The 25,876-nt window shown below is 61.2% G+C and carries 23 protein-coding genes and 1 pseudogene; 15 read left to right on the forward strand and 9 right to left on the reverse strand.

The features are described from left to right. Positions 1 to 216: 216 nt before the first annotated feature. The 4 genes from phaC (LRS56_24500) to LRS56_24515 all read left to right on the forward strand — a co-directional run bounded on the left by phaC (LRS56_24500) (position 217) and on the right by LRS56_24515 (position 5,328). On the forward strand, positions 217 to 1,896 hold the full coding sequence (phaC, locus tag LRS56_24500) for a class II poly(R)-hydroxyalkanoic acid synthase (GenBank protein ID WDU61908.1): 1,680 nt from the start codon (positions 217 to 219) through the stop codon (positions 1,894 to 1,896). A 167-nt stretch (positions 1,897 to 2,063) separates the two neighbouring features. Next, entirely contained in the window at positions 2,064 to 2,909 is an 846-nt protein-coding gene (gene phaZ, locus LRS56_24505) for a poly(3-hydroxyalkanoate) depolymerase (protein WDU61909.1), read from the forward strand. Positions 2,910 to 2,997: 88 nt separating this feature from the next. Beyond that, positions 2,998 to 4,680, forward strand: a complete 1,683-nt coding sequence (gene phaC / locus LRS56_24510) for a class II poly(R)-hydroxyalkanoic acid synthase (GenBank protein WDU61910.1) — start codon at positions 2,998 to 3,000, stop codon at positions 4,678 to 4,680. A gap of 27 nt (positions 4,681 to 4,707) precedes the next feature. Then, entirely contained in the window at positions 4,708 to 5,328 is a 621-nt protein-coding gene (locus LRS56_24515; GenBank protein WDU61911.1) for a TetR/AcrR family transcriptional regulator, read from the forward strand. Positions 5,329 to 5,377: 49 nt separating this feature from the next. On the opposite strand, the gene LRS56_24520 is transcribed toward LRS56_24515, so the two are convergent. The 3 genes from LRS56_24520 to LRS56_24530 all read right to left on the reverse strand — a co-directional run bounded on the left by LRS56_24520 (position 5,378) and on the right by LRS56_24530 (position 7,146). Further along, positions 5,378 to 6,331 carry a phasin family protein gene (locus tag LRS56_24520; protein WDU61912.1) on the reverse strand — a complete coding sequence of 318 codons (954 nt, stop codon included), beginning with the start codon at positions 6,329 to 6,331 and terminating at the stop codon, positions 5,378 to 5,380. Between the two features lie 12 nt (positions 6,332 to 6,343). After that, a complete protein-coding gene (locus tag LRS56_24525) occupies positions 6,344 to 6,766 on the reverse strand; it encodes a phasin family protein (protein WDU61913.1) in 423 nt (140 codons plus the stop codon). A gap of 104 nt (positions 6,767 to 6,870) precedes the next feature. Further along, the gene (locus LRS56_24530) at positions 6,871 to 7,146 is read right to left on the reverse strand and encodes a polyhydroxyalkanoic acid system family protein (protein ID WDU61914.1); all 276 of its coding nucleotides are present in this window, start codon (positions 7,144 to 7,146) and stop codon (positions 6,871 to 6,873) included. Positions 7,147 to 7,291: 145 nt separating this feature from the next. Between LRS56_24530 and ubiE the strand changes: the two genes are divergently transcribed. The 11 genes from ubiE to LRS56_24585 all read left to right on the forward strand — a co-directional run bounded on the left by ubiE (position 7,292) and on the right by LRS56_24585 (position 17,507). Next, entirely contained in the window at positions 7,292 to 8,062 is a 771-nt protein-coding gene (ubiE, locus tag LRS56_24535) for a bifunctional demethylmenaquinone methyltransferase/2-methoxy-6-polyprenyl-1,4-benzoquinol methylase UbiE (GenBank protein ID WDU61915.1), read from the forward strand. After that, on the forward strand, positions 8,062 to 8,685 hold the full coding sequence (locus tag LRS56_24540; protein ID WDU61916.1) for an SCP2 domain-containing protein: 624 nt from the start codon (positions 8,062 to 8,064) through the stop codon (positions 8,683 to 8,685). The genes ubiE and LRS56_24540 overlap by 1 nt, the downstream gene beginning before the upstream one ends. Next, complete coding sequence (ubiB, locus tag LRS56_24545) at positions 8,682 to 10,286, forward strand: ubiquinone biosynthesis regulatory protein kinase UbiB (GenBank protein WDU61917.1); 1,605 nt, start codon at positions 8,682 to 8,684, stop codon at positions 10,284 to 10,286. Before LRS56_24540 ends, ubiB begins: the two co-directional genes overlap by 4 nt. Positions 10,287 to 10,327: 41 nt before the next feature. After that, a complete protein-coding gene (gene hisI / locus LRS56_24550) occupies positions 10,328 to 10,720 on the forward strand; it encodes a phosphoribosyl-AMP cyclohydrolase (GenBank protein WDU61918.1) in 393 nt (130 codons plus the stop codon). A gap of 2 nt (positions 10,721 to 10,722) precedes the next feature. Continuing rightward, positions 10,723 to 11,055, forward strand: a complete 333-nt coding sequence (locus LRS56_24555; protein WDU61919.1) for a phosphoribosyl-ATP diphosphatase — start codon at positions 10,723 to 10,725, stop codon at positions 11,053 to 11,055. A gap of 25 nt (positions 11,056 to 11,080) precedes the next feature. Further along, complete coding sequence (locus tag LRS56_24560) at positions 11,081 to 11,359, forward strand: twin-arginine translocase TatA/TatE family subunit (GenBank protein WDU61920.1); 279 nt, start codon at positions 11,081 to 11,083, stop codon at positions 11,357 to 11,359. 10 nt (positions 11,360 to 11,369) lie between these two features. Continuing rightward, complete coding sequence (gene tatB / locus LRS56_24565) at positions 11,370 to 11,777, forward strand: Sec-independent protein translocase protein TatB (GenBank protein ID WDU61921.1); 408 nt, start codon at positions 11,370 to 11,372, stop codon at positions 11,775 to 11,777. Continuing rightward, positions 11,774 to 12,565: a twin-arginine translocase subunit TatC gene (gene tatC / locus LRS56_24570; GenBank protein ID WDU61922.1), complete on the forward strand. Its 792-nt coding sequence runs from the start codon at positions 11,774 to 11,776 to the stop codon at positions 12,563 to 12,565. Before tatB ends, tatC begins: the two co-directional genes overlap by 4 nt. After that, the gene (locus LRS56_24575) at positions 12,562 to 13,269 is read left to right on the forward strand and encodes a 16S rRNA (uracil(1498)-N(3))-methyltransferase (protein WDU61923.1); all 708 of its coding nucleotides are present in this window, start codon (positions 12,562 to 12,564) and stop codon (positions 13,267 to 13,269) included. Before tatC ends, LRS56_24575 begins: the two co-directional genes overlap by 4 nt. Before the next feature lie 278 nt (positions 13,270 to 13,547). Continuing rightward, positions 13,548 to 15,464 carry a methyl-accepting chemotaxis protein gene (locus tag LRS56_24580; GenBank protein WDU61924.1) on the forward strand — a complete coding sequence of 639 codons (1,917 nt, stop codon included), beginning with the start codon at positions 13,548 to 13,550 and terminating at the stop codon, positions 15,462 to 15,464. Between the two features lie 135 nt (positions 15,465 to 15,599). After that, positions 15,600 to 17,507, forward strand: coding sequence for a methyl-accepting chemotaxis protein (locus LRS56_24585; protein ID WDU61925.1), 1,908 nt, complete (start codon positions 15,600 to 15,602; stop codon positions 17,505 to 17,507). Between the two features lie 18 nt (positions 17,508 to 17,525). Here LRS56_24585 and LRS56_24590 read toward each other — a convergent pair whose 3' ends face one another. The 6 genes and pseudogenes from LRS56_24590 to LRS56_24615 form a co-directional block, all read right to left on the reverse strand. Beyond that, a complete protein-coding gene (locus LRS56_24590) occupies positions 17,526 to 18,260 on the reverse strand; it encodes an amino acid ABC transporter ATP-binding protein (GenBank protein ID WDU61926.1) in 735 nt (244 codons plus the stop codon). After that, positions 18,253 to 19,212 (reverse strand): amino acid ABC transporter permease, encoded by a 960-nt coding sequence (locus tag LRS56_24595; protein WDU61927.1) that lies wholly within the window; start codon positions 19,210 to 19,212, stop codon positions 18,253 to 18,255. Before LRS56_24595 ends, LRS56_24590 begins: the two co-directional genes overlap by 8 nt. Positions 19,213 to 19,363: 151 nt before the next feature. Further along, positions 19,364 to 20,161, reverse strand: a complete 798-nt coding sequence (locus tag LRS56_24600) for a transporter substrate-binding domain-containing protein (GenBank protein ID WDU61928.1) — start codon at positions 20,159 to 20,161, stop codon at positions 19,364 to 19,366. Positions 20,162 to 20,370: 209 nt separating this feature from the next. Beyond that, positions 20,371 to 21,171, reverse strand: a complete 801-nt coding sequence (locus tag LRS56_24605; protein ID WDU61929.1) for a transporter substrate-binding domain-containing protein — start codon at positions 21,169 to 21,171, stop codon at positions 20,371 to 20,373. Between the two features lie 183 nt (positions 21,172 to 21,354). Next, positions 21,355 to 23,927 (reverse strand): annotated as a pseudogene (gene mdoH, locus LRS56_24610) (glucans biosynthesis glucosyltransferase MdoH). Next, a complete protein-coding gene (locus LRS56_24615; protein WDU65809.1) occupies positions 23,920 to 25,599 on the reverse strand; it encodes a glucan biosynthesis protein G in 1,680 nt (559 codons plus the stop codon). Before LRS56_24615 ends, mdoH begins: the two are co-directional and overlap by 8 nt. Positions 25,600 to 25,876 lie beyond the last annotated feature (277 nt).

The following is a 25,876-nucleotide window of genomic DNA, read 5'->3' on the forward strand; positions in this document are numbered from 1 at the left end:
AATTTCATCTGCTTGAATGCCCTGTCTCGTGGCCAACGATTGGCCCGCTTGCGAAAAAAATTAAACTCGGGTAACCAATGGAACTGGCAAGTTCCCTGCATTTGACGATGCGGTATCAACGGTCACCCGAGTCGCAGTACCAGGCTTGTGTTGTGTATCGAAACCTCGTGCGCAGCGGTACCCGGTACTCGTCTTTCGGACAATGGAGCGTCGTAGATGAGTAACAAGAACAACGATGACTTGAAACGCCAGGCCTCGGAAAACACCTTGGGGCTCAACCCGATCATCGCGTTACGTAAAAAGGATTTACTGGCCTCGGCGAAGATGGTGCTGACCCAAGCCATCAAACAGCCATTGCACAGCGTCAAGCACGTCGCCCATTTTGGCGTCGAATTGAAGAACGTGATGTTCGGCAAATCGCAGCTGCAACCCGAAAGCGACGACCGCCGCTTCCACGACCCGGCCTGGAGCCAGAACCCGCTCTATAAGCGCTACCTGCAAACCTACCTGGCGTGGCGCAAGGAACTGCACGACTGGATCGGCGACAGCAACCTGTCGGAACAAGACATCAGCCGTGGCCACTTCGTGATCAACCTGATGACCGAAGCCATGGCCCCCACCAACAGCGCGGCCAACCCGGCGGCGGTCAAACGCTTCTTTGAAACCGGCGGCAAAAGCCTGCTCGATGGCCTGTCCCACCTGGCCAAGGACATGGTGCACAACGGCGGCATGCCGAGCCAGGTCAACATGGGCGCGTTTGAAGTGGGCAAGACCCTGGGTACCACCGAAGGCGCCGTGGTGTTTCGCAACGACGTGCTGGAGCTGATCCAGTACAAACCGATCACCGAACAGGTGCACGAACGCCCGCTGCTGGTGGTGCCGCCGCAGATCAACAAATTCTATGTATTCGACCTGAGCCAGGATAAGAGCCTGGCGCGCTTCTGCCTGCGCAATGGCCAGCAGACGTTTATCGTGAGCTGGCGCAACCCGACCAAGGCCCAGCGCGAATGGGGCCTGTCGACCTATATCGAGGCGCTCAAGGAAGCCGTCGATGTAGTCACGGCGATTACCGCCAGCAAAGATATCAATATGCTCGGCGCCTGCTCCGGCGGCATCACCTGCACCGCGCTGCTGGGCCACTACGCGGCGCTGGGGGAGAAGAAGGTCAACGCCCTGACGCTGTTGGTGAGCGTGCTGGATACCACCCTGGACACCCAGGTGGCGCTGTTCGTCGACGAGCAAACCCTGGAGGCGGCCAAGCGCCATTCCTACCAGGCCGGCGTGCTGGAAGGCCGCGACATGGCCAAGGTGTTCGCCTGGATGCGCCCCAACGACCTGATCTGGAATTACTGGGTCAACAACTACCTGCTGGGCAATGAGCCGCCGGTGTTCGACATCCTGTTCTGGAACAACGACACCACGCGCTTGCCGGCGGCATTCCACGGCGACCTGATCGAGTTGTTCAAAAACAACCCGCTGGTGCGCGCCAATGCCCTCGAAGTGTGCGGCACGCCGATCGACCTCAAACAGGTTACCGCTGATATCTACTCACTGGCCGGCACCAACGACCACATCACGCCCTGGCAGTCCTGCTATAAGTCAGCGCAGCTGTTTGGCGGCAAGGTGGAGTTTGTATTGTCCAGCAGCGGGCATATCCAGAGCATCCTCAACCCGCCGGGCAACCCCAAGGCGCGCTACCAGACCAGCGACAGCCTTACGGCGAAGCCCTTGGACTGGCAGGAGAACGCCACCAAGCACACCGACTCCTGGTGGTTGCACTGGCAAGCCTGGCAGGCGGAGCGGGCGGGTAAATTGAAGAAGGCGCCTACAAGCTTGGGTAATAAAACCTATGCCGCGGCTGAGGCGGCGCCGGGTACATATGTTCACGAACGGTAACCAGAATGCGTGGCTGAAACGAGATCAATGTAGGAGCTGGCTTGCCAGCGATGGCGATACAACAGTCAACATTTTCAGTGACTGACACACCGCCTTCGCAGGCAAGCCAGCTCCCACAGGGACCGCATCGCCCATTAGACCTATGCACCACCTGACAGGGCTTGAGCATGCCGCAACCGTTCATCTTCCGTACCATCGACCTGGATGGCCAGACCATCCGCACGGCGGTACGCCCGGGCAAGCCTCACTTGACGCCGCTGCTGATCTTCAACGGCATCGGCGCCAACCTTGAGTTGGTGTTTCCGTTCGTCCAGGCGCTGGACCCGGACCTGGAAGTGATCGCCTTCGACGTGCCGGGCGTGGGTGGCTCTTCCACGCCCAACCGACCATACCGTTTTCCCGGCCTGGCCAAGCTCACGGCGCGCATGCTCGATTACCTGGACTACGGCCAGGTGAATGCGGTGGGGGTGTCCTGGGGCGGCGCGCTGGCGCAACAGTTCGCCTATGACTACCCGGAACGCTGCAAGAAGCTGATTCTTGCCGCCACCGCCGCCGGGGCCGTTATGGTGCCGGGCAAGCCCAAGGTGTTGTGGCTGATGGCCAGCCCACGGCGCTATATCCAGCCGTCCCACGTGGTGCGCATTGCACCGATGATTTACGGCGGCTCGTTCCGCCGTGACTCAAAACTGGCGGCCGAACACGCCAGCAAAGTGCGCTCGGCCGGCAAGCTGGGTTACTACTGGCAGCTGTTCGCGGGGCTGGGCTGGACCAGCATTCACTGGCTGCACAAGATCCGCCAGCCGACCTTGGTACTGGCCGGCGACGACGACCCGCTGATCCCCCTGATCAATATGCGCATGCTGGCCTGGCGCATTCCTAACGCGCAGTTGCACATCATCGATGATGGTCACCTGTTTCTGATCACCCGGGCTGAAGCCGTGGCGCCGATCATCATGAAGTTTCTTCAGGAGGAGCGCCTGCGCGCAGTGATTCACCCGCGACCGGCCGTGTAAGGACTACACCGCCGGGCAACTTGTCGAGAACCGGCTATGGTTCTGAATTGGTGTGCCTGTTGTTGCCTTGACGAAGGAGTGTTGGCTCATGCGAGAAAGACCCGTGACGAACCCGGCGCCCACCCCCGCTGCGTTCATCAATGCGCAAAATGCTATTACCGGCCTGCGTGGTCGGGACTTGCTGTCGACCTTGCGCAGTGTGGCGGCCCACGGCCTGCGCAACCCGGTGCATACCGCCCGCCACGCCCTGGCCCTCGGCGGGCAACTGGGCCGCGTGTTGCTGGGTGAAACGGTGCATGAACCCAACCCTCACGACGGCCGCTTTGCCGACCCGACCTGGAAGCTGAACCCGCTCTACCGACGCAGCCTGCAAGCCTATCTGAGCTGGCAGAAGCAGACCCGACACTGGATCGATGACAGCGCACTGAGCGCCGATGACCGCGCCCGCGCGCACTTTGCCTTCGCCCTGATCAACGACGCCGTCTCACCCTCCAACACCCTGCTCAACCCGCTGGCCATCAAGGAGCTGCTCAACTCCGGCGGTAACAGCGTGGTACGCGGGGTGAGCAACCTGTTTGACGACCTGCTGCACAACCACGGCCTGCCGCGTCAGGTCAGCAAGCAGGCGTTCGAGGTCGGCAAAACCGTGGCCACCACCCCGGGCTCGGTGGTGTTTCGCAATGAGCTGCTGGAGTTGATCCAGTACAAGCCCATGAGCGAAAAACAGTACGCCAAGCCGCTGCTGATCGTGCCGCCGCAAATCAACAAGTACTACATTTTCGACCTCAGCCCCACCAACAGCTTTGTGCAGTACGCGCTGAAGCACGGCCTGCAGACCTTTATCGTCAGCTGGCGCAACCCGGATGTGCGGCACCGCGAGTGGGGCTTGTCCACCTACGTGGCGGCCCTGGAAGAGGCGCTCAACGTGTGCCGGGCGATCACCGGCGCCCGCGAGGTCAACCTGATGGGCGCCTGCGCCGGTGGCCTGACCATCGCCGCGCTGCAAGGCCATTTGCAGGCCAAGCGCCAGCTGCGGCGTATCTCCAGCGCCAGTTACCTGGTAAGCCTGTTGGACAGCCAGATCGACAGCCCCGCCACCCTGTTCGTCGACGAGCAAACCCTCGAAGCGGCCAAACGCCGCTCCTACCAGCAAGGCGTGCTGGACGGGCGCGACATGGCCCGGGTGTTTGCCTGGATGCGCCCCAACGACCTGATCTGGAATTACTGGATCAACAATTACCTGCTGGGCAAGGAGCCGCCGGCCTTCGACATCCTGTACTGGAACAACGACAACACGCGCCTGCCCGCCGCGCTGCATGGTGATTTGCTGGACTTCTTCAAGCACAACCCGCTGAGCCATCCCGGCGGCCTGGAGGTGTGCGGCACGCCCATCGATCTGCAGAAGGTCACGGTGGACAGCTTCAGCGTGGCCGGGATCAACGACCACATCACGCCGTGGGACGCGGTGTACCGCTCCACGCAATTGCTGGGCGGTGAGCGGCGCTTCGTGCTGTCCAACAGCGGGCACATCCAAAGCATCCTCAACCCGCCGGGCAACCCCAAGGCCAATTACGTCGAAAACCCCAAGCTGAGCAGCGACCCCCGCGCCTGGTACTACGACGCCAGTCACGTCGAAGGCAGCTGGTGGCCGCAGTGGCTGGAGTGGATCCAGCAGCGCTCGGGCGTGCAGCGCGAAACCCTGACCGCCCTGGGCAACCAGAATTACCCACCAATGGAAGCGGCGCCCGGCACTTACGTGCGAGTGCGCTGAGCTCAACGATCACATTAAGAAGACTGGATGAAGACCCGCGACCGTATCCTTGAATGTGCCCTGCAGTTGTTCAACCAGAAGGGCGAACCGAACGTGTCGACCATGGAGGTGGCCAATGAGATGGGGATCAGCCCCGGCAACCTCTACTACCACTTCCATGGCAAGGAGCCGCTGGTGCTCGGGCTGTTCGAGCGCTTTCAAAATGAACTGGCGCCATTGCTCGACCCGCCGGCGGATGCGCAGCTGGAAGCCGAGGATTACTGGCTGTTCCTGCACCTGATCGTGGAGCGCATGGCCCATTACCGGTTTTTGTTTCAGGACCTGTCCAACCTGGCCGGGCGCCTGCCGAAGTTGGCGAAGGGCGTTCGCAACCTGTTGACGGCCCTCAAGCGCACCCTCGCTTCATTGCTCGCACGATTGAAGGCGGCGGGGCAACTGGTCAGCGACACCCAGGCGCTGGGGCAACTGGTGGAACAGATCACCCTGACCCTGCTGTTTTCCCTGGACTACCAGCGGATTCTCGATCGGGAAGGTGAGGTGCAGGTGGTTGTGTACCAGGTGATGATGCTGGTGGCGCCACATCTGTTACCGCCGGCACGCCAAGCGACGGAGCGGTTCGCACTCAAATATGTGGATCACGCGCCATAAAAAATGCCCGACCTTCGCAGACCGGGCATTTTTGTGCATCCCGAAAAAATCAGGACTGACTGGATGGCGTCGGGGTTGCCGGCGTTGCAGTCGGGGTTACGGCAGCGGGCGTCGGCGCGGAGACCGAGTTGGCTGAGGAAGCGGTTGAGGTTGGCGCAGTCGCAGGCTTGGCTGCCACAGCGGGCTTGGCCGCTGCTGGCTTTTTCGCTACGGCCGGTTTCTTCGCAGCTGCGGGTTTTGCAGCTGGCTTGGCTGCAGCCGGTTTGGCGGCAGGTTTTGCTGCGACTGGCTTGGCTGCAGGCTTGGCTGCGGCCGGTTTGGCGGCTGGCTTGGCGGCTGCAGTTTTAGCCGCTGGCTTGGCGGCCGTTTTTGCTGGCGCCTTGGCTGCAGGTTTTGCAGCGGGCTTGGCAGCTGCTTTAGCGGCCACTGGTTTAGCGGCAGGCTTGGCAGCCGGTTTGGCAGCGGCGGTTTTGGCAGCTGGCTTGGCAGCCGGTTTCGCTGCTGCTTTGGCAGGTGCCTTGGCGGCAGGTTTGGCAGCCGGCTTGGCCGCCGCGGTTTTGGCCACAGGTTTAGCGGCTGCGGTTTTCACCGGAGTCACTTTAGCGCCGGTCAGTTTTTCGATCTGCTTGGTCAGCGTATCGACCTTGGTGTGCAGCGCTTTCACTTCTGTACGGCTAGGGACACCGAGTCGCGAAATAGCCTTGTTGAGGCGGGTGTCCAATGCCCCTTCAAGCTCGCTCCAAGTACCCAATACCTGTTTCTTCGCATCACTGATGCGCGAACCGGCAGTAGCCTTGGCGGCATTCACTTGTTTACCCACTGTGCTCTTGGTCAACTTCTCGGCCTTCTCGCCGTCTTTAACCAACGTCTCGAAGAGTTTGCTGCCGTCACTGTCGATCTTCGAGTAAACGCCTAAACCAGCCAGCCAGATCTTGCGGGAATATTCTTCAACTTTCCCGACCCACGAGCTGCCTTCTTTCTGAGTAGTCTTTTTAACAGCCATCCCGATGTCTCCTTAGTGTTTACGCGCGACACGTTCGAGCAATGCCGTCAGCTCTTCGAGCTTAGCAGAGAGTGTCTCCACGTCATGTTTAGACGCAATGCCGATTCGATTCAAGGCACTGGCCACACGAGTATCAAAAGCTTTTTCAACTTTATCCAGCTGAACTTCTACCAGACCTTTGACGGAGGAGACATTACTCTTTACTTGATCAATCTGACTGTTGGCGGCCTCAAGTTGTTCAATTGCAACTTTTTTACCTTTACTTTCAACATGTTGACCGGTCTTAACCAGCTCTTTGAAGTACTCGCCGCCCTCGCTTCCGACCTTGGCGTAGGCCCCAAGACCCGCCAGCCAGATCTTGCGGGCATAGGTTTTAACGTCGCTCAGGGCAGTAGTCTGGGCGTCGATTTTTTTCTTCAGGATAACTTTGGCCATGGTGCACCTCACGCAAGATAGGGGGGAGGAACGGCCCACAGGAGTTGAGGGCGTGGGCACAAAGTAGGGTGAAAAATTAGAATCGGCACCCTAAGTACATGGGATCAGGCCAGCGCTTTATCCAGGGCCTTTTCGATTTCCGACTTGATGGTGCCACTCATGGCCGACATCAACAGGCCCAACTCAACATCGATGCGCAGTGCATCATCAGTGACTAATACCGTGCCTTTAACCCCCGAACGCTTGAGGTTCAAGGTATCGCCGGACCACGACGGTTCCAGACCATATTGCTCCTGGAGTTTGTTCGCCAACTTGTCGGCCTTGGCGCGTGCCCCTTCTTTACCCAGGGAATGTGCACGCTCAACGGTAATACGGGCCATTGCAATGACTCCTCTTTATAACGACTCAGAACACCTGCCATGCGGCAAAAGGTCTCGGTGACCGCCTATCTTACCTGCAGCCTTGCCAAGACAAAGCAGGCCTTGGGGATTATCATGTCCCGCATTCTCTTTTGGTGACAGCGATATGACTGATCAGCGCAAAGGCAGCGATGCCGAACCCACCACTCACTTCGGCTTCAAGAACGTCCCGGAAAGCCAGAAAGCGGAAAAAGTCGCTGAGGTGTTTCACTCCGTAGCGGCCAAGTACGACCTGATGAACGACGTGCTATCGGGCGGTATGCACCGCCTCTGGAAGCGTTTCACCATCGAGTTGTCGGGCGTACGCACCGGCAACCGCGTGCTCGATATCGCCGGCGGCACCGGTGACCTGGCGGCCAAGTTCTCCAAGCTGGTCGGCCCGACCGGCCAGGTTGTGCTGGCAGACATCAATGGCTCGATGCTCAAGGTCGGCCGCGACCGTCTGCTGGATAAAGGCGTGGCCGGCAATATCGAATTCGTCCAGGCCGACGCCGAAAAGCTGCCGTTCCCGGACAACCATTTCGACTGCGTGACCATCGCCTTCGGCCTGCGCAACGTCACCCACAAAGAAGACGCGATCCGCTCGATGCTGCGCGTGCTCAAGCCGGGTGGCCGCCTGTTGGTGCTGGAGTTCTCCAAGCCGACCAACGCGCTGATGTCCAAGGTCTACGACACCTACTCGTTCGCCTTCATGCCGCTGATGGGCAAGCTGATCACCAACGACGCCGAGAGCTACCGCTACCTGGCCGAATCGATCCGCATGCACCCCGACCAGGAAACCCTGAAGTCGATGATGGTGGAAGCCGGTTTCGACCGCGTGACCTACCACAACATGACCTCTGGCATTGTCGCCCTGCACCGCGGCATCAAGCCCTGATGCTGTTCGCAGGCCTTCTCGCCAGCGTCGAACACGGCCTCAATCGTGTATTGCGCCTGGACAGCACCGCCCTGGCGCGGCTCGCGCACTTGAACGGCAAGGTGATTGCCGTCGATTGCCGCAGCCCTGCCTTGCAGCTGTTTATCCTGCCCAGCGATGAAGGCCTGCTGCTGGCCACCCAATGGGCGGCCGAGGCCGACTGCACCTTGCGTGCGCCGGCATCCAGCCTGTTGCACCTGGCGCTGAGCCGCAACAAAACCGCGATCCTGCACAGCCCTGAATTGGAGCTGGAAGGCGACAGCGCAGTGCTGATGGATCTGGCCGCCGTGCTGCAAGACCTGGAGCTGGACTGGGAATACGAGCTGTCACGCTGGATCGGCCCCGTGGCCACCCAGTTGATCAGCGGGCACCTGCGCAGCCGCTCGCGCTGGTACCAGCAGGGGTTCGCCAGCCTTAACCAGAACCTCGCCGAATACCTGAGCGAAGAATCGCGCACCCTGGTCGGAGAACGTGAAGCGCAAGCGCGCTTTCGCGAACTCGACAAGGCCAAAATCGACCTGGAACGCCTTGAGGCGCGCTTCGAGCGCTTGAGCCGTTCCCTTGATCCAAGCGATAACGCATGAAGCTGCTCGCCGTCCGCCGTTTGTTTCGTATCCAGCGCGTCGTAATCCGCTACCGCCTCGATGACCTGCTGTTCGCCCTGCCCTTGCCGTGGTTCCTGCTGGCGGTGCGCTACGTGCTGCCGTGGCGCTGGTTCCCGCGCAAACCGCTGGAGCTGAGCCGTGGCGCACGCCTGCGCCTGGCGTTGCAGGACCTGGGGCCGATCTTTATCAAGTTCGGGCAGATCCTCTCGACCCGCCGCGACTTGTTGCCCGAAGACATCGCCGACGAGCTGATGCTGTTGCAGGACCGCGTGCCGCCGTTCGACTCCCAGCAGTCGATGAAGCTGATCGAAGAACAGTTGGGCAAAAAAATCAGCGAGGTATTCAGCCGCTTCGACGTCGAGCCCCTGGCGTCGGCCTCGGTGGCGCAAGTGCACGCCGCGCAGCTCAAGACCGGCGAAGAAGTGGTGGTGAAGGTGATCCGCCCAGGCCTCAAGCCGATCATCGGCCAGGACCTGGCGTGGCTGTTTATCCTCGCCCGCGCCGCCGAGCGTTTCTCTGCCGATGCACGCCTGCTGCACCCGGTGGACGTGGTCGCCGACTACGAAAAAACCATCTACGACGAACTCGACCTGCTGCGCGAGGCGGCCAACGCCAGCCAGCTGAAGCGTAACTTCGAAGGCTCGCAGCTGCTGTACGTGCCACAAGTGTATTGGGACTGGTGCCGCCCTAAAGTGCTGGTGATGGAGCGCATCTACGGGGTGCAGGTCACCGACCTCGCGACCCTGGCCGACCAGCGCACCGACATGAAGATGCTCGCCGAGCGCGGCGTGGAAATCTTCTTCACCCAGGTGTTCCGCGACAGTTTCTTCCACGCCGACATGCACCCGGGCAATATCTTCGTCAGCACCGTCAACCCGTGGAGCCCGCAGTACATCGCGATCGACTGCGGCATCGTCGGCAGCCTGACCCCGGAAGACCAGGACTACCTGGCGCGCAACCTGTTCGCCTTCTTCAAGCGTGACTACCGCCGCGTGGCGCAGTTGCACATCGATTCGGGCTGGGTGCCGGCGGAAACCAAACTCAACGAATTCGAAGCGGCGATCCGGACCGTGTGCGAGCCGATCTTTGAAAAACCGTTAAAAGATATTTCCTTCGGTCAGGTGCTGATGCGCCTGTTCCAGACGGCGCGCCGCTTCAATATGGAGGTGCAGCCGCAGCTTGTTCTCTTGCAGAAAACCCTGCTGAACATCGAGGGCCTGGGCCGTCAGTTGTACCCGGACCTCGACCTGTGGAACACCGCGCAGCCGTTCCTGGAACGCTGGATGCGCGAGCGCGTCAGCCCGAAAACCCTGCTGGGCAACCTTCACAGCCAGATGGAACAGCTGCCGCACCTGGCCAACATGACCCGCGACCTGCTGGAGCGCATGTCCCAGCCCCATGCCAAAGATCCTGCGCCGCCGTGGCAGAAGCGCAAGGACGATTGGTTCCTGCGCCTGCTGGGCGCCGCGCACCTGGTGGGCGGCGTGATGCTGGCCATCGGCGGGCCGCTGAACCAGCTGGGCCACTGGCCGGCCGGGATCATGGTCGCCGTGGGTGTGTATCTGATCGTGCGTCGATAGCCGATCCGGTTATACACTGTCGCAAATTGCCGGAGCCGAACATGAAAGACTGGCTGGACGAGATCAAGTGGGACAGTGACGGCCTGGTGCCGGCCATTGCCCAGGACTACAAAACCGGGCGCGTGCTGATGATGGCCTGGATGAACCGCGAGGCCCTGAGCCTCACCGCCGCTGAGCAGCGCGCCATTTACTGGTCACGTTCACGTGGCAAACTGTGGCGCAAGGGCGAAGAGTCCGGGCACGTGCAGACCCTGCACGAGATGCGCATCGACTGCGACGCCGACGTGGTGATCCTGATGGTTGAGCAGATCGGCGACATCGCCTGCCACACCGGTCGTCACAGCTGCTTCTATCGCGTGTTCGAGAACGGCGAATGGAAGGTTGTGGAGCCGGTGCTCAAAGACCCGCACGCCATTTACTCGGCAGGACACTGAACATGAGCGATACCCTGAACCGTGTGGCCCAGGTGCTGGAAGACCGTAAAGGCGCGGACGCCGACAGCTCCTATGTCGCCAGCCTGTACCACAAGGGCCTGAACAAGATTCTGGAAAAACTCGGCGAAGAGTCCATCGAGACCATCATCGCCGCCAAGGACGCGCAAATCAGCGGCGATTGCAGCGATGTGATCTACGAAACCGCCGACTTGTGGTTTCACAGTCTGGTCATGCTCGCCCAACTGGGGCAGCATCCGCAGGCGGTGCTGGATGAACTGGACCGTCGCTTCGGCTTGTCCGGGCACGCCGAAAAGGCCTCGCGCCCGTCCGCCTGAATAACTTTTACAGAGGAATTGCAGCATGGGCATTTTTGACTGGAAACACTGGATCGTCATTCTGGTAGTGGTGGTACTGGTGTTCGGCACCAAGAAACTCAAGAACCTGGGCACCGACGTGGGCGAGTCGATCAAGGGCTTTCGTAAAGCCATGAACGATGACGAAAAACCAGCTGACCCTGCCGTCAATCCGGTACCGCCGGCGCAACCCGTACACCCGCAGGCCACCCAGCCGATCACCGAGCGTCGTACCTTCGACGTGCAGGCTGAGAAAGTCGAAGAGCCGACCCGCAAAGACTCGTGAGCACTGACTAATGTTTGGTATCAGCTTCTCTGAACTGCTGCTCGTCGGCCTGGTTGCCCTGCTGGTGCTGGGGCCGGAACGCCTGCCCGGTGCGGCGCGCACGGCCGGCCTGTGGATCGGGCGCCTGAAACGCAGTTTCAATGCGATCAAACAGGAAGTTGAACGGGAAATCGGCGCCGACGAAATCCGCCGGCAACTGCACAACGAGCACATCCTCTCGTTGGAGCAGGAAGCACGCAAGATCCTGTCGCCCGTGCAGGAGCCCGCCAAGCCGGTAGAGCCTGTGGCCGAGCACAGCATCGCGCCGGCCCCTGCAGCCGAAACGCCGCCCGCCGTTGCCACTCCGACCGAGCCCGCGCCGACGCCCGTTGCGTCGCCCGCGCCCCATGACCCTACATTGCCGCCGCGAGCCCCATGAGCGCTGATAAACCGGAAAACGACCAGCACATGCCGCTGGTCTCGCACCTCACCGAGTTGCGGACCCGCCTGCTGCGTTGCGTAGCGGCGATCTTCATCATCTTTGCCGGGCTGTTCGCCTTCACCCAGCAGATCTATACCTTCGTCTCCACGCCCTTGCGCCAGTACCTGCCGGCGGGCGCGACGATGATCGCCACCGATGTGTCGTCGCCGTTCCTGACACCGTTGAAGCTGACCATGATGGTCTCGCTGTTCCTGGCGATCCCGGTGATCCTGCACCAGATCTGGGGCTTTATCGCACCGGGCCTGTACAAGCATGAAAAGCGCATCGCGGTGCCGTTGCTGGTGTCGAGCATCCTGCTGTTCTACACCGGCATGGCGTTCGCCTATTTCCTGGTGTTCCCGCTGATCTTCAAGTTCTTCGCCGCCGCCACCCCGGCCGGTGTGGAGATGATGACCGACATCACCAGCTACCTCGACTTCGTGATGACGCTGTTCTTCGCCTTCGGCGTGGCCTTCGAAATCCCGGTGGCCGTGGTGCTGCTGGTATGGATCGGCGTGGTCAACGTGGCGTACCTGAAGAAAATCCGCCCGTACGTGATCATCGGCTGCTTTGTGGTCGGCATGATCCTCACGCCGCCGGACATCTTCTCCCAGACCCTGCTGGCCGTGCCGATGTGGATGCTGTTCGAAATCGGCATTCTGTTCAGCGGCTTGATCAGCAAGCGTGGCGAGCACCCGGATGACCAAACCGCCGACGACGACCAGCCGCCAGCGACCCAGCCGTGAACCTGCTGCTGCTTGAAGAGGCCGACTTTATCGCGGCCGACCGGGTGGTGCTGCGTGATCGGCGCCTGGTGCATATGCAGGAGGTCCACCGTGCGGCGGTAGGCGACAACCTGCGCGTGGGCCGTCTCGGCGGGCTGATGGGCAATGCGCAGCTGGTGCGCCTGGAAGCCGGTGAAGCCGAGCTGCAAGTCAGCTTCGACCTGCCGCCCCCGACCAAACTGCCCCTGACCCTGCTGCTGGCCCTGCCGCGCCCGAAGATGCTGCGCCGGGTGCTGCAAACCGTGGCGGCGATGGGCGTGCCCAAGGTGGTGCTGGTCAACAGCTACCGGGTGGAAAAAAGCTTCTGGCAAACCCCCTTTCTGGAGCCCGCGGCGATTCGCGAGCAACTGATCCTCGGGCTAGAGCAAGCGCGGGACACCGTGCTGCCCGAGATCATCATCGAAAAGCGCTTCAAGCCGTTTGTCGAAGACCGCCTGCCGGCCATGACCGACGGCACCCTGGGCCTGATCGGCCATCCCGGCGACTACCCCGCCTGCCCGCGTGGCCTGGATGAGCCGGTGACCCTGGCGATTGGCCCGGAAGGCGGCTGGATCCCCTATGAAGTGGACCTGCTGACCAAGGCCGGGTTACAGCCGGTACAGCTTGGCGCTCGCATCCTGCGGGTCGAAACCGCCGTGACCGCCCTGCTCGCCCGCCTGTTCTAACCCTGCCCCCTATGGCAAGCACTCTTGTTGTGGCGAGCGGGCTTGCCCGCGTTGGGCTGCGTAGCAGCCCCAAAACCTGCAACGCCTTACGCCTGACACACCGCGCAAGCCTAAATGGGACCGCTTCGCGGTCCAACGCGGGCAAGCCCGCTCGCCACAAACAGCCCACTCGCCACAACCAGCGCTCTGGCCATAAAGGCTGTATTTCCTACAGATTCTTCTCTGACAGCCGATAGCTCCTGAATAAGTTCAAGCCTTGTTCCAGGGGAGTTCGCAGCATGTATCGTTGGTTAGCCGAAAAGCTGGGGAATGTCAGCGTCAAAACCAAACTGGCCGTCGGTTTTGGTCTGGTATTGATCCTGACATTGTTGATCACGTTTACCGGCTGGAGCGGCCTGAGCGGGGTGATCAGCCGCGGTGACAAATTGGGCTATATCTCCAGCGTCAATGAGCTGACCAAGGACCTGCGCCTCGCTCGCCTGGACTATGAAATGCGCCGTGGCGAACAAGGCCCAACGGCGGTCAATGACCTGATCGGCAAACTGGAAGGCGCCCTGAAAACCGCGGACACCCTGATTGATCAGCCTGCCGACAATGTGCTGGTAGATGAGCAACTGGCCGCCCTCGATCAATACAAGCGTGCCTTTGACGCAATGGTCCAGGCTGGCGCCAACCGTGAAAACGCCCGCAGCAAGCTGGGCGATACCGCCGACAACGCGGTGCTCAAAATCGGTCAGATCGAAAAAGCCCTGCTGCAAGGCGACAGCGTGACCCAATTCAACAGCGTGGTCGACTTGAGCAAGCTGATCCAGCAAGCGCGCTTCCAAGTGCGCGGCTACACCTACAGCGGCAAGGTTGAAGCAGAACAACCCGCCCTGGACGCCATCGATAACGCACTGAAGAAAATCACCGCCCTCAATGGCGAACTGCCGGAGCAATACGCGGCCAACCTGCAACAGGCCAGCGTCTCGCTGCAAGCCTACCGTGCAGCCGTCAGCCAATACCGCGACTCTCAGGTGGCGAGTGTCGTCGCCATGAAAACCATGGCCGAGCAAGGCGACATCATGCTCGACCGCAGTAAAAAACTGACCCTGTCCCAAACCGTCGTGCGCGATACCGACGCCGCACAGGCCAAGAACCTGTTGCTGCTGGCAACCGTGCTCGCCTTGATCTTCGGGCTGGTAGCGGCGTGGGCCATTACACGCCAGATCATCATCCCGCTGGAGCAGACGCTCAAAGTGGCCGAGCGCGTAGCCTCGGGCGACCTGAGCCATAACCTGACCTCCACGCGCCAGGACGAACTGGGCCAGTTGCAACGCGCCATGCAAAGCATGAGCGTCGGCCTGCGCGAACTCATCGGCGGGATCAGCGACGGCGTCACCCAGATCGCCAGCGCCGCCGAGCAACTGTCGGCCGTGACCGAGCAAACCAGCGCCGGGGTCAACAGCCAGAAGGTCGAGACCGACCAGGTGGCCACCGCCATGAATGAAATGGCCGCCACCGTGCAGGAAGTGGCACGCAACGCCGAAGAAGCCTCCGAAGCTGCCGTGGCCGCCGACCAGCAGGCCCGTGAAGGCGACAAAGTGGTGGGTGAAGCCATCGCCCAGATCGAGCGCCTGGCGACCGAGGTGGGTAACTCCACGGCGGCGATGGGCGACCTGAAGCGCGAAAGCGACAAAATCGGCAGCGTGCTCGACGTGATCAAGTCCGTGGCCCAGCAAACCAACCTGCTGGCGCTCAACGCCGCCATCGAAGCGGCGCGTGCCGGTGAAGCCGGGCGCGGTTTCGCGGTAGTGGCCGATGAAGTGCGCAGCCTGGCCCAGCGCACCCAGAAGTCCACCGAAGAGATTGAAGAGCTGATTGTCGGCCTGCAAAACGGCACCCAGCAGGTGGCCAGCATCATGGACAACAGCCGTAGCCTCACCGACAGCAGCGTCGAACTGACCCGCCGCGCCGGCAGCGCCCTGGGCAGCATCACCCGCACGGTCTCGACCATCCAGGCGATGAACTCGCAGATCGCCACCGCCGCCGAGCAGCAAAGCGCCGTGGCCGAAGAGATCAACCGCAGCGTGCTGAACGTGCGCGATATCTCGGAACAGACGGCTGCGGCCAGTGAAGAGACTGCGGCGTCGAGCACCGAACTGGCGCGCCTGGGCACCCATCTGCAATCACTGGTCGGCCGCTTCCGGGTCTGACGCCTCCCCTGCGCGGCGGCCTGCCCTGGGTCGCCGCCTGCAACCTCTGAAATTTCCTACGCGTTTTTCAGGCCCGACCCACCGTCAAGAGCACTAGCTTTCAAGCCAGCGCTATTCACTTGCCGGAGGTTAACCATGCTTCGCCGAATCACTGATCTGCTGGGCGACACCAGTGTCACCCTCAAACTGGCCCTGGGATTTTCCGTGGTACTGGCCCTGAGCCTTGTGATTGCCGTAACCGGTTGGCAGGCCCTGGCCGCGTCCCTTTACCGCTCGCAAACGCTGACGCTGCTCGCACAACTGGCGGTGGCCGGTGAAGAAATGCGCGCCGACCGCATCGTCTACCGCACCCTGGATGACGCAAACAGCCTGAATAAATTGAGCGTGAGCATGGGCAAAATCGACGGCGCCCTCACGGAGCTGTCCGACCGCCTGAAAGCGTCGCAAGCCATCGCATTCCTGCAGGAAATGACCCGTCTTAGCGCGACGTTCAAAACCACGCTCAAGGACGTGCCCACGCAGGTTGAAAAACGCGAGAGTGCCCGCGAGCAATTGAAACAGAGCTCCACGCGAACCGGAGATGTGCTGGCCCAGTTGGCCAGTGACCTGCCCAATCAAGAGGATGAAAAAGCCCTGGATGCCATCGAAAACCTGCGCCAGGCCATCGAACAGGCCGAGGACCGCGCCCAGAGCCCCGCCTGGGCCGCCAGCTCGCTGGAGGCCTATGCCCAGGCCGTCAGCGACGCCGAGCGCAACCTCGAACTCACCGAGGCCGCCGTGGCGAAGCTGCCGGTCGACAGCGCCGCGCTGAAAAACACCCTGCTCGGCATCCGCACCCAACTGACACGCCTCAAGGAAACCCAGCTCAGCACCGAAAACACTCAGAACCAGTTGGAACAGCAGCTCGATCAGTTGCTCGGCCAGAGTGACCTGTTGAGCCAGGACCAGACCCAGCGCCGCGACCTTGAAGCCGAACAAGCCCGCACCCAAACCCTGGGCATCACGGGCGCCGCCTTGCTCTTCGGCGCGCTGGCGGCCTGGGTGATTGCCGGACAAATCGTAAAACCATTGCGCAAGGCGTTATCAGCCGCCAACCGCATTGCCGAAGGCGACCTCAGCCACGACGCACAGACCCGGCGCAAGGACGAACTGGGCCAGTTGCAAAGCAGCATGACCCGGATGACGCAGAACCTGCGGGAACTGATCGGCAATATCAGCAACAACGCCCGGCAGATCGCCAGCGCTGCCGAGGAGCTTTCCACGGTTACCCAGCAAACTCGCAGCGGGGTGAATAACCAGCGTGAGGAGACCGAGCAGGTGGCAACGGCCATGAACCAGATGCTGGCCACCGCCCAGGAGGTGGCGCGTCACGCCGAACAGGCCTCGGTTGCAGCGGGCGAGGCCAATCAACAGACTGAACGGGGCGATCAAGTGGTGACGGATGCCGTGGCGCAAATCGAGCACCTGGCCCATGAAATGGCGCGCTCAAGCCAAGCCATGCTGGGGCTGCAACGCGAAAGCCAGAAGATCGGCAGCGTGCTGGATGTGATCAAGTCGGTGTCGCAGCAGACCAACCTGCTGGCGCTCAACGCCGCGATCGAAGCCGCCCGCGCCGGAGAGGCCGGCCGTGGGTTTGCGGTGGTCGCCGACGAGGTTCGCAGCCTGGCCCAACGGACCCAGCAGTCCGCCGAGGAAATCGAAGAGCTCATTGGCGGCCTGCACAGCGGCACGCAACAGGTGGCGGACATCATGGACCACAGCCGCACCCTGACCGACAACAGCGTCAACCTGGCGCGCAATGCCGGGGACGCCCTGACGGAGATCGCCCGCACCGTGGCCGTGATCCAGGAAATGAACCCGCAGATTGCCGCAGCGGCCGAAGAGCAAAGCGCGGTTGCCGAAGAGATCAATCGCAGCGTCTTGAAAGTCCGCGATGTTTCGGAGCAAACCGCCGCCGCCAGTGAACAGACGGCGACGGCGAGCCTCGAATTGGCGCGCCTCGGCATGGAATTGCAGGCGTGCGTGGGGAGGTTCAAGGTATGACCTCCCGCTGTTGCGGGGCTACAGCACTTGGCGCAGGAACGCCTGGGCCCGTGGGTCTTTCGGCGCATCGAAGAACTCGGCCGGGGCCGCGTCTTCCAGCAACTTGCCGTGATCGAAGAACAGCACGCGATCCGCCACTTCACGGGCAAAGCCCATTTCGTGGGTCACGCAGACCATGGTCATGCCTTCCAGGGCCAGGGTCTTCATCACGTCCAGCACTTCGCCGACCATTTCCGGGTCGAGGGCCGAGGTGGGCTCGTCGAACAGCATCACCTTGGGCTCCATCGCCAGCGCTCGGGCAATTGCCACGCGCTGTTGCTGGCCGCCGGAGAGCCGCGACGGGAACTCATTGGCTTTCTGCGCGATGCCGACTTTTTCCAGCAGCGCCATGGCCTTGGCCTCGCGCTCTGGTTTGCTGCGCTTGCGCACGACTTTTTGCGCCAGGCACAGGTTTTCCAGCACGGTCATGTGCGGGAACAGGTTGAAGTGCTGGAACACCATGCCGACTTCGCGACGATAGGCGTTCACGTCGGTTTTCGGGTCGGCCAGTTGCAGGCCATCGATGCTCACCGAGCCCGAATCGAACGCTTCCAGGCCATTGAGGCAGCGCAGGAAGGTCGACTTGCCCGAGCCGGACGGCCCGATCACCACCAGCACTTCACCCTTGGCCACCTGGGTGGTGACGTTATCCACCGCCCGCACCACATGGCCACGGGTGTCGAAGACTTTTACCAGATCGCGGACTTCAATCACTTTGCGCGAGCCTCCGCTCAAGCCGGCTGGCCATTTTCGACAGCGGCAGGTTGATCAGCAGGTACAGGCCTGCCACGCAGAACAGAATTTCAAACGGCGAAAACGAGGTGGTGATCACTTCGCGGCCGCTTTTGAGCAGTTCGGTAATCGCAATCACCGAGACCAGGGATGTGTCCTTAACCAAGCTGATAAATTGCCCCGCCAACGGCGGCAGCACGCGCTTGAACGCCTGCGGCAGCACCACATGGCGCATCGACTGGCCGGCACTCAGGCCCAGGGAGCGCGCAGCTTCGTTCTGGCCACGGGTGATCGACTGCACGCCGGCGCGCACGATTTCCGCCACATAAGCACCGGTGAACAGCGACAGCGCGGCGATCCCGGCAAACTCCCGGGACAGGTTGAGTACCGTGCCGATAAAGAAATAGAAAATGAAGATTTGCACCAATAGCGGCGTACCGCGCACCAGTTCGACGTAGATCGTCGACAGATCGCGCAAGGTCGGGTTAGTCGACAGCCGACACAGGCCGGTCGCCAAACCAATCGCCAAGCCCAGGATGCCGGACACCACCGACAGCCACAACGTGGTCCACAAGCCCCACATCAACGGCCCCAACGCCCATTGCCGGGTCACGCCCACCACGTCGCCTTCGGCCACGTCGTCGCCGCGTGCCACTTGCAGGCTGTTGTCGGCCACCGTGAGCGTTTGCAGGGTGCCGGCGTCATTGCGCAGGGTGACTTCAGCCACATCGCCGTTGCGCACCAGCTCGACGACGGTGGAGATGTCGGCGGCACGCTGGGACGTCTCGGCCTGATAGGCGAAGTACTGCGGCACACGGTTCCAGCGCCACTCGTAGGACATCAGCGAGGTGGCGTAGTACAAGGCGCCGGCCAGGCCGACCAGCACGACCACGGTCAGCAGGTGCCAGGGCCATTGGGCTTTTTTCTGTTTCATTACTCAACATCCAAAAGGTCGGGAGCGCACTCGCTGTTGTGGCGAGCGGGCTTGCCCGCGTTGGACTGCGTAGCAGTCCCATTTTTGGGGTCGCTTCGCGACCCAACGCGGGCAAGCCCGCTCGCCACAAAAAGCGCCTACCAATACGGCCTTATTCCATGTCCTTGAGCCACTCGGAGCTCTTGAACCACTTGTCATGGATGCGATCGTAGGTGCCGTCGTTGCGGATCTGGTGCAGGAAGTTATTGATGAAGTTGATGCTGTCGTAGTCACCCTTTTTCAGGCCGAATGCCAGAGGCTCGAAGGTGAAGGGTTCTTCCAGGAACACCAGCTTGCCGTTGCCGACTTTCTTCTCGGCCACCACGTTGTACGGCGCGTCATACACAAAGGCATCGGCCTTGCCGTTGACTACGTCCAGCACACCTTCCTGCTCGTTGTCGTAGCCGTGGTATTTGGCCTTGGAGATCAGCTTCTTGGCGACCATCTCACCGGTGGTGCCGAGCTTGGAGGTCAGGCGGTATTTCTCGTCGTTCAGGTCTTTATAGGACTTGATGGTGCCTTCCAGGTCCTTGCGAATCAGCAGGGTCTGACCGACCACGATGAAGGGTTCGCTGAAGTTCAGGCGCAGGTTGCGCTCCTGGGTCAGGGTCATGCCGCTGCCGATCATGTCGAACTTGCCGGTCAGGAACGCCGGGATAATCCCGTCATAGCCGGTGGACACCAGCTCCAGCTTGACGCCCATGGACTTGGCCATCGCCTTGAGGATGTCGACTTCGAAGCCGATGATTTCACCGCGCTTGTCGGTCATTTCGAACGGCATGTAGGTCGGGTCCATGCCCACTTTCAGCGTGCCGCGCTTGACCGCATCATCGATGGCACCGGCCTGCGCCGCATTCGCGGCAACCAGTGCGGTGACGCCTAGCAGCAGCATCGAAAGATACTTTTTCATCATCAAGTCCCCTGAACGATTCTTGTGAGGTGGGCGCGCAAAAGGGCTGCACCATTTCGGGGTGCGATCCTACCCCACTCGTTGCCCGTCACAAAGGTTTCACGGGTAATTGTTATCGCGTATATCGCAAAGGCCCCACAACGGTGCAGCCGAGCGCATGGGATAGACCTATCGTCGGCAATTGCTTGATGTGTAAGAAGTTATGACGGTCAGTCGATCTCTGCGGTCCACGCGGTGTCCTTGAACCACTTGTCGTGCAGGCGATCGTAGGTCCCGTCCTGCGCCACTTGATTGAGGAAATGGTTGATCCAGTTGAGGCTGTCGTAGTCGCCTTTCTTCAGGCCAAACGCCAGCGGCTCAAAGGTGAAGGGCTGTTCCAGTGCCAGCAAGCTGCTGTTCTCTGGCCGGGTCATCGCGATCAGGTTGTAGGGCGCGTCATGGATAAACGCATCGGCCTTGCCCTCTACCACCCGGCGTATGCCTTCTTCCGAGGTGGCAAAACTGTAGAGCTGGGCCGCCGTCAGGAAGCGTTGTGCTGCGGTCTCGCCGGTCGTGCCCTCGGTAGCCGCGATGCGGTAGCCGGCCTCGTCGAGGTCTTCGATACTGGACACCTTGCCGGCCAGGCTCGGATGCAGCAGCACGGTCTGGCCCACGACGATAAAGGAGTCGCTGAAATTCAGCTTGAGGTTGCGCTCCTGGGTCACCGTCATGCCGCTGCCGATCAGATCGAATTTCTTTGCCATCAACCCCGGCAGCAGCTCGGTATAGGGCACCGCCACCAGTTCAAGCTCGACGCCCAGGGCGCGGCTCATGGCCTGCAGCAAATCGATCTCGAAGCCGACGATGCGCCCCTGCTTGTCTTTCATTTCGAAGGGGACATAGGTCGGTGTGGTGCCGACCTTCAGCACGCCGCGCCGCACGGCGTCGTCAATGGCCCCGGCCTGCACCAGGCCGAGTTGAATGAATGCCAGGGCGCCGGTCAGCAGCGCCAAACAATACCGTTTGTTCATAAATACCCCTGTGGCCACGTCAAATTCGGGGCGATGCTAACTCAGCCACGGGCACGGCAATACGCCTTGAACCAGGGTCTTTTGTTTCGAAATAACAAGGGGTTAGCGCGATAAAGAAGAGGCAGGAAACGCTGTAGGACCAGCGCTTCGAACGCCCCCGAAGTGAACCTTCGGGGGCGTCTGAATCAGGCCGGTTGGGCCTGGGACGACAGCGGTTGCAGCGGCAGCAACGGCGCGTGTGGGTCGGACTTGATCGAATCCCGCCACGCCGCCAGCCACTCAGGATGCCCTTCGCTCCAGACCTGTTCGTGCAGACGGGCCAGGGCTACTGGATCACTGAGCAACGCCAGGCGATCGGCGTTGTTGAGGCCGGCAGGGCCGACTTTCAACGCATGGCGCACACGTTCGATACGCAGCCATTCAATCGGCTCTGCCTCACGGTGCCGCGAGGTCGCCAGGGCGCAGGCCAGGGCGTTCTGCTGCGGGTCGACCACCGAACGCACAAACCCGTCGTTGAGCGCGTGCCAACGGTTTTCGTGAGTGTACTTCTCGGTCGACAGCAACGCCTGCGGCGGGTTGTATTCCTCAGGTATCAGGAACAGGCTCTCGTCGCGGGATTTGAGGCCCAGGTTCACGCGACTGGAAATCACCGACACCGGAATCGACAACATCAGCGAACCGACGATCGGCACCAGCCACCACAGGAAGCTTGGGTTCAACCACACCACCAACGCCGCCCAGAAGAAGCCCAGCAGGGTTTGCGTGCCGTGGCGCTTGATCGCCTCGCTCCATGGCGTGGAGTCGTCGTCACGCTGCGGCGAGTTCCAGGTCGCGGCCCAGCCGAGGAATGCGGCGAGCACGAAGCGGGTGTGGAAAATCATCCGCACCGGCGCCAGCAGCATGGAGAACAGCATCTCCAGCAGCATCGACAAGGTCACTTTGAACTTGCCGCCGAACTCTTTCGCGCCCTTGGCCCAGATCAGGATGATGCTCAGCAACTTGGGCAGGAACAGCAGCACGATGGTGGTGGAGAACAGCGCCACCGCCTTGTCCGGATGCCATTGCGGCCACAGCGGGTACAGCTGGCGTGGCGCCATGAAGTACTGCGGCTCCATCAAGGTGTTCACCGCCAGCAGGGCCGTCGACAACACCAGGAAGAAGAACCACAACGGCGCCGACAGGTAGGACATCACGCCGGTCAGGAACACCGCACGGTGCACCGGGTGCATGCCTTTGACCAGGAACAGGCGGAAGTTCATCAGGTTACCGTGGCACCAGCGACGGTCACGCTTGAGTTCATCCAGCAGGTTCGGCGGCAGTTCTTCGTAACTGCCCGGCAGGTCGTAGGCAATCCACACGCCCCAGCCGGCACGGCGCATCAGCGCGGCTTCAACGAAGTCGTGGGAGAGGATCGCACCGGCAAATGCACCTTTACCCGGCAACGGCGCCAGGGCGCAGTGCTCGATAAATGGCTTCATGCGGATAATCGCGTTGTGACCCCAATAGTGGGATTCACCCAACTGCCAGAAGTGCAGGCCGGCCGTAAACAGCGGGCCATACACACGGGTAGCGAACTGCTGCATGCGCGCATACAGGGTGTCCATGCCCGACGCACGCGGCGCGGTCTGGATAATCCCGGCATCCGGCGTGGCTTCCATCAGGCGTACCAGGCTGGTCAGGCATTCGCCGCTCATCACGCTGTCGGCGTCGAGCACCACCATGTACTTGTATTCACCGCCCCAACGACGGCAGAAGTCGTCGAGGTTGCCGCTTTTACGCTTAACGCGACGACGGCGGCGGCGATAGAAGATCTTGCCGAAACCACCGGCTTCGCGGCACACATCCAGCCAGGCTTGCTGCTCGGCGATGCAGATGTCGGCATCGTTACTGTCGCTGAGGACGAAGAAATCGAAGCGGTCCAGGTCGCCCGTGGCGGCCACCGACTCGAACGTCGCACGCAAGCCGGCGAATACGCGCGGTACGTCTTCGTTGCAGATCGGCATTACCAGCGCGGTGCGGGCATCCTTTGGGATCGGCTCGTCACCGGCACTTTTACCGGAGATCCGGTATTTATCGTGGCCGGTGAGCAGCTCGAGGAAGCCCATCAACGCGGTCCAGAAACCGGCCGAAACCCAGCAGAACAAGATCCCGAACATGATCAGGATGCTGGTTTGCAGGGCGTAAGGCAGTACCTGGGTAGCGGTTTGCAGCAGGGTCTGGTTGCGGATTTCGTCGAAGTCGACCAGCGACCAGCCCTGGTACGGCATGATGCCTTTCATGTACCAGCCGGCGACGATGGTCTGGCCGAGCATCAGCACCAGCAGGATATAACGGCGGATCGAACCGACGGTGCGCCAGCGCGCAGCCGGCAACACACGCTCGTCTTTCGGCGGCTTCGGCGGGTTGGTGCGACCGGTCAACCGGCGCCAGCCGCGCACCAGGATATTGGTGCGCCATGGCTCCGGCACAACCTTGGTGCGACGAATCGGCGGCGTGGCCTTCAGGCACACGCGACCGCTGGCGTCGAGCCCCAGCATTTCGGCGTCCTGCAGTTCTTCAGCCGTGTTGAGGGTCAACCGGCGGCCAACCGACGCTTGTGCGGCGTCAACCGGCGCGTCGAACGTGGAGGACGACAGGCGTTGGTGCAGCTCGCTGAAGGACGAGCAGCCCGCCAGTTCGGCGCGCTGCTCAGCGGTCATCGGGAGGTGCGCCAGATACTCGGACAGAGTCTCGGGCGTGGCTTGAGAATTACTCATCGGCAGGCAACTGATAGCTCCAGGTTTCGGTCAGGACTTGCTCGGTCTTGATCGGCTCCGGTGTGGCTGGGGCAGCTTCTGGCTGCTTGGCTTCCTTGTCTTTGGCGTCTTTCTTGGCCTGTTTCTCGTGCTGTTTGGCCAGGACCTTGTCGGCCTTGAGCACCTGGGTCGACACTTTCTCCGGCTCAGGCTGCACGATGTCTTGCACCAGCGCTGCACGCATTTCGGTCGGCTTGCCAGCGTCCTTGATCTTCAAGCGCAGGGTCAGGCGCCAGCCTTTGGTGTGCTCGTTGTAACGCACGCTGTTTTCAACCACTTCAGCGTTGTCACCGACGCTCACCTGGCTGCGCACCGGCGCGTCCGGCAGCAGTTTTTTCAGCGACGGGCCTTCGAAGTCCACCAGGTAGGCCACGCTGCCATCCGGCTGACGGATCAGGTTGGATTGCTTCACATCCCCCGTGGAACGCAGGGTCTGCTTGACCCAGGCGCTTTCCGGCGAATGGAACGCAGCGTCGTCCAGGGTCCAGTGCAGGCGGTAGGAAACATCCAGCGGTTTGCCGACTTCCGGCAGTTCGGCCGGGCTCCAGAAAGCCACGATGTTGTCGTTGGTTTCATCGGCGGTCGGGATCTCTACCAGGTCGACGGAACCCTTGCCCCAGTCGCCTTCAGGCTCGATCCAGGCGCTTGGGCGCTTGTCGTAGTTGTCGTCCAGGTCTTCGTAGTGGCTGAAGTTGCGACCCCGTTGCAGCAGACCGAAACCACGCGGGTTTTCTACGGTGAAGTTGCTGACCGACAGGTGTTTAGGGTTGTTCAGCGGGCGCCAGATCCACTCGCCATTGCCGGCATGGATCGACAGGCCGCTGGAATCGTGCAGCTCACGACGGTAGTTGAGCACCTTGGACGGCTGGTTCGCGCCGAACAGGAACATCGAAGTCAACGGGGCAACCCCCAGTTTGCTGACCTTGTCGCGCAGGAACATCTGCGATTTCACATCGACCACGGTGTCGGTGCCCGGACGCAGGATCAGGCGATAGGCGCCGGTGGCACGTGGCGAATCCAGCAGAGCGAAGATCACCAGGTGCTTGTCACCCGGCTTCGGACGCTCGATCCAGAACTCGGTGAAACGCGGGAATTCTTCACCGGACGGCAGCGCGGTATCGATCGCCATGCCACGGGCGGACAGGCCATACACCTGATCCTTGCCCACGACGCGGAAATAGCTGGCGCCGAGCATGGTCATGATTTCGTCTTGCTTGTCGCCCTTGTTGATCGGGTAAAGCACACGGAAGCCGGCATAACCCAGCTGTTCAGTAGCCTTGGGATCAACCTTGACGTCGCCGAAATCGAAACGCGCCGCGTCGTATTTGATTTCCTGGACGCTGTCGGCAGTGACTTCGTTGATTTTCACCGGTGTATCGAAGTGCATACCCTGGTGATAGAAGGACAGCTTGAACGGGGTGTTCTGATCAGCCCACTCGGCTTTGTCGCTGCGGAAACGAATCTTTTGGTAATCAGCGAATTTCATTTCGCGAAATTCGTTCGGCAGATTGCTGCGCGGAGCTTCGTATTTCTGCCCGGCCAGCTCTTTTGCCTTGGCCGACACATCATCCAGACTGAATGCCCACAGTTGACCCGCGCCGAACAGGCAAAACAGGGCAGAGCCCGTCACCAGTGCGTTTCGTAACCGTTTGGCAGACAATTTTGGTGCATTACAGGGACTAACAATCACGAGCAACCCTCGCCGAAAACAGATCAAAAAACCAACGGCCAGCTATCTATATGCCAGGTTGGCGAGCATTGTTCCGACTGCATTGGATCAGAATGATTCCCCAATCGCCGTCGGACAAGTCTCTACCTAAGTCAAAAATGGACCAATCAACGCTGATCCCCGTAGCGCGCGATTATCTAGTAGCCCGCGATACAACGCATCAGGGACAACGAAGTATTTG

Origin of the sequence: Pseudomonas poae, from assembly GCA_028869255.1 — a bacterium.
GTDB lineage: Bacteria > Pseudomonadota > Gammaproteobacteria > Pseudomonadales > Pseudomonadaceae > Aquipseudomonas > Aquipseudomonas poae_C.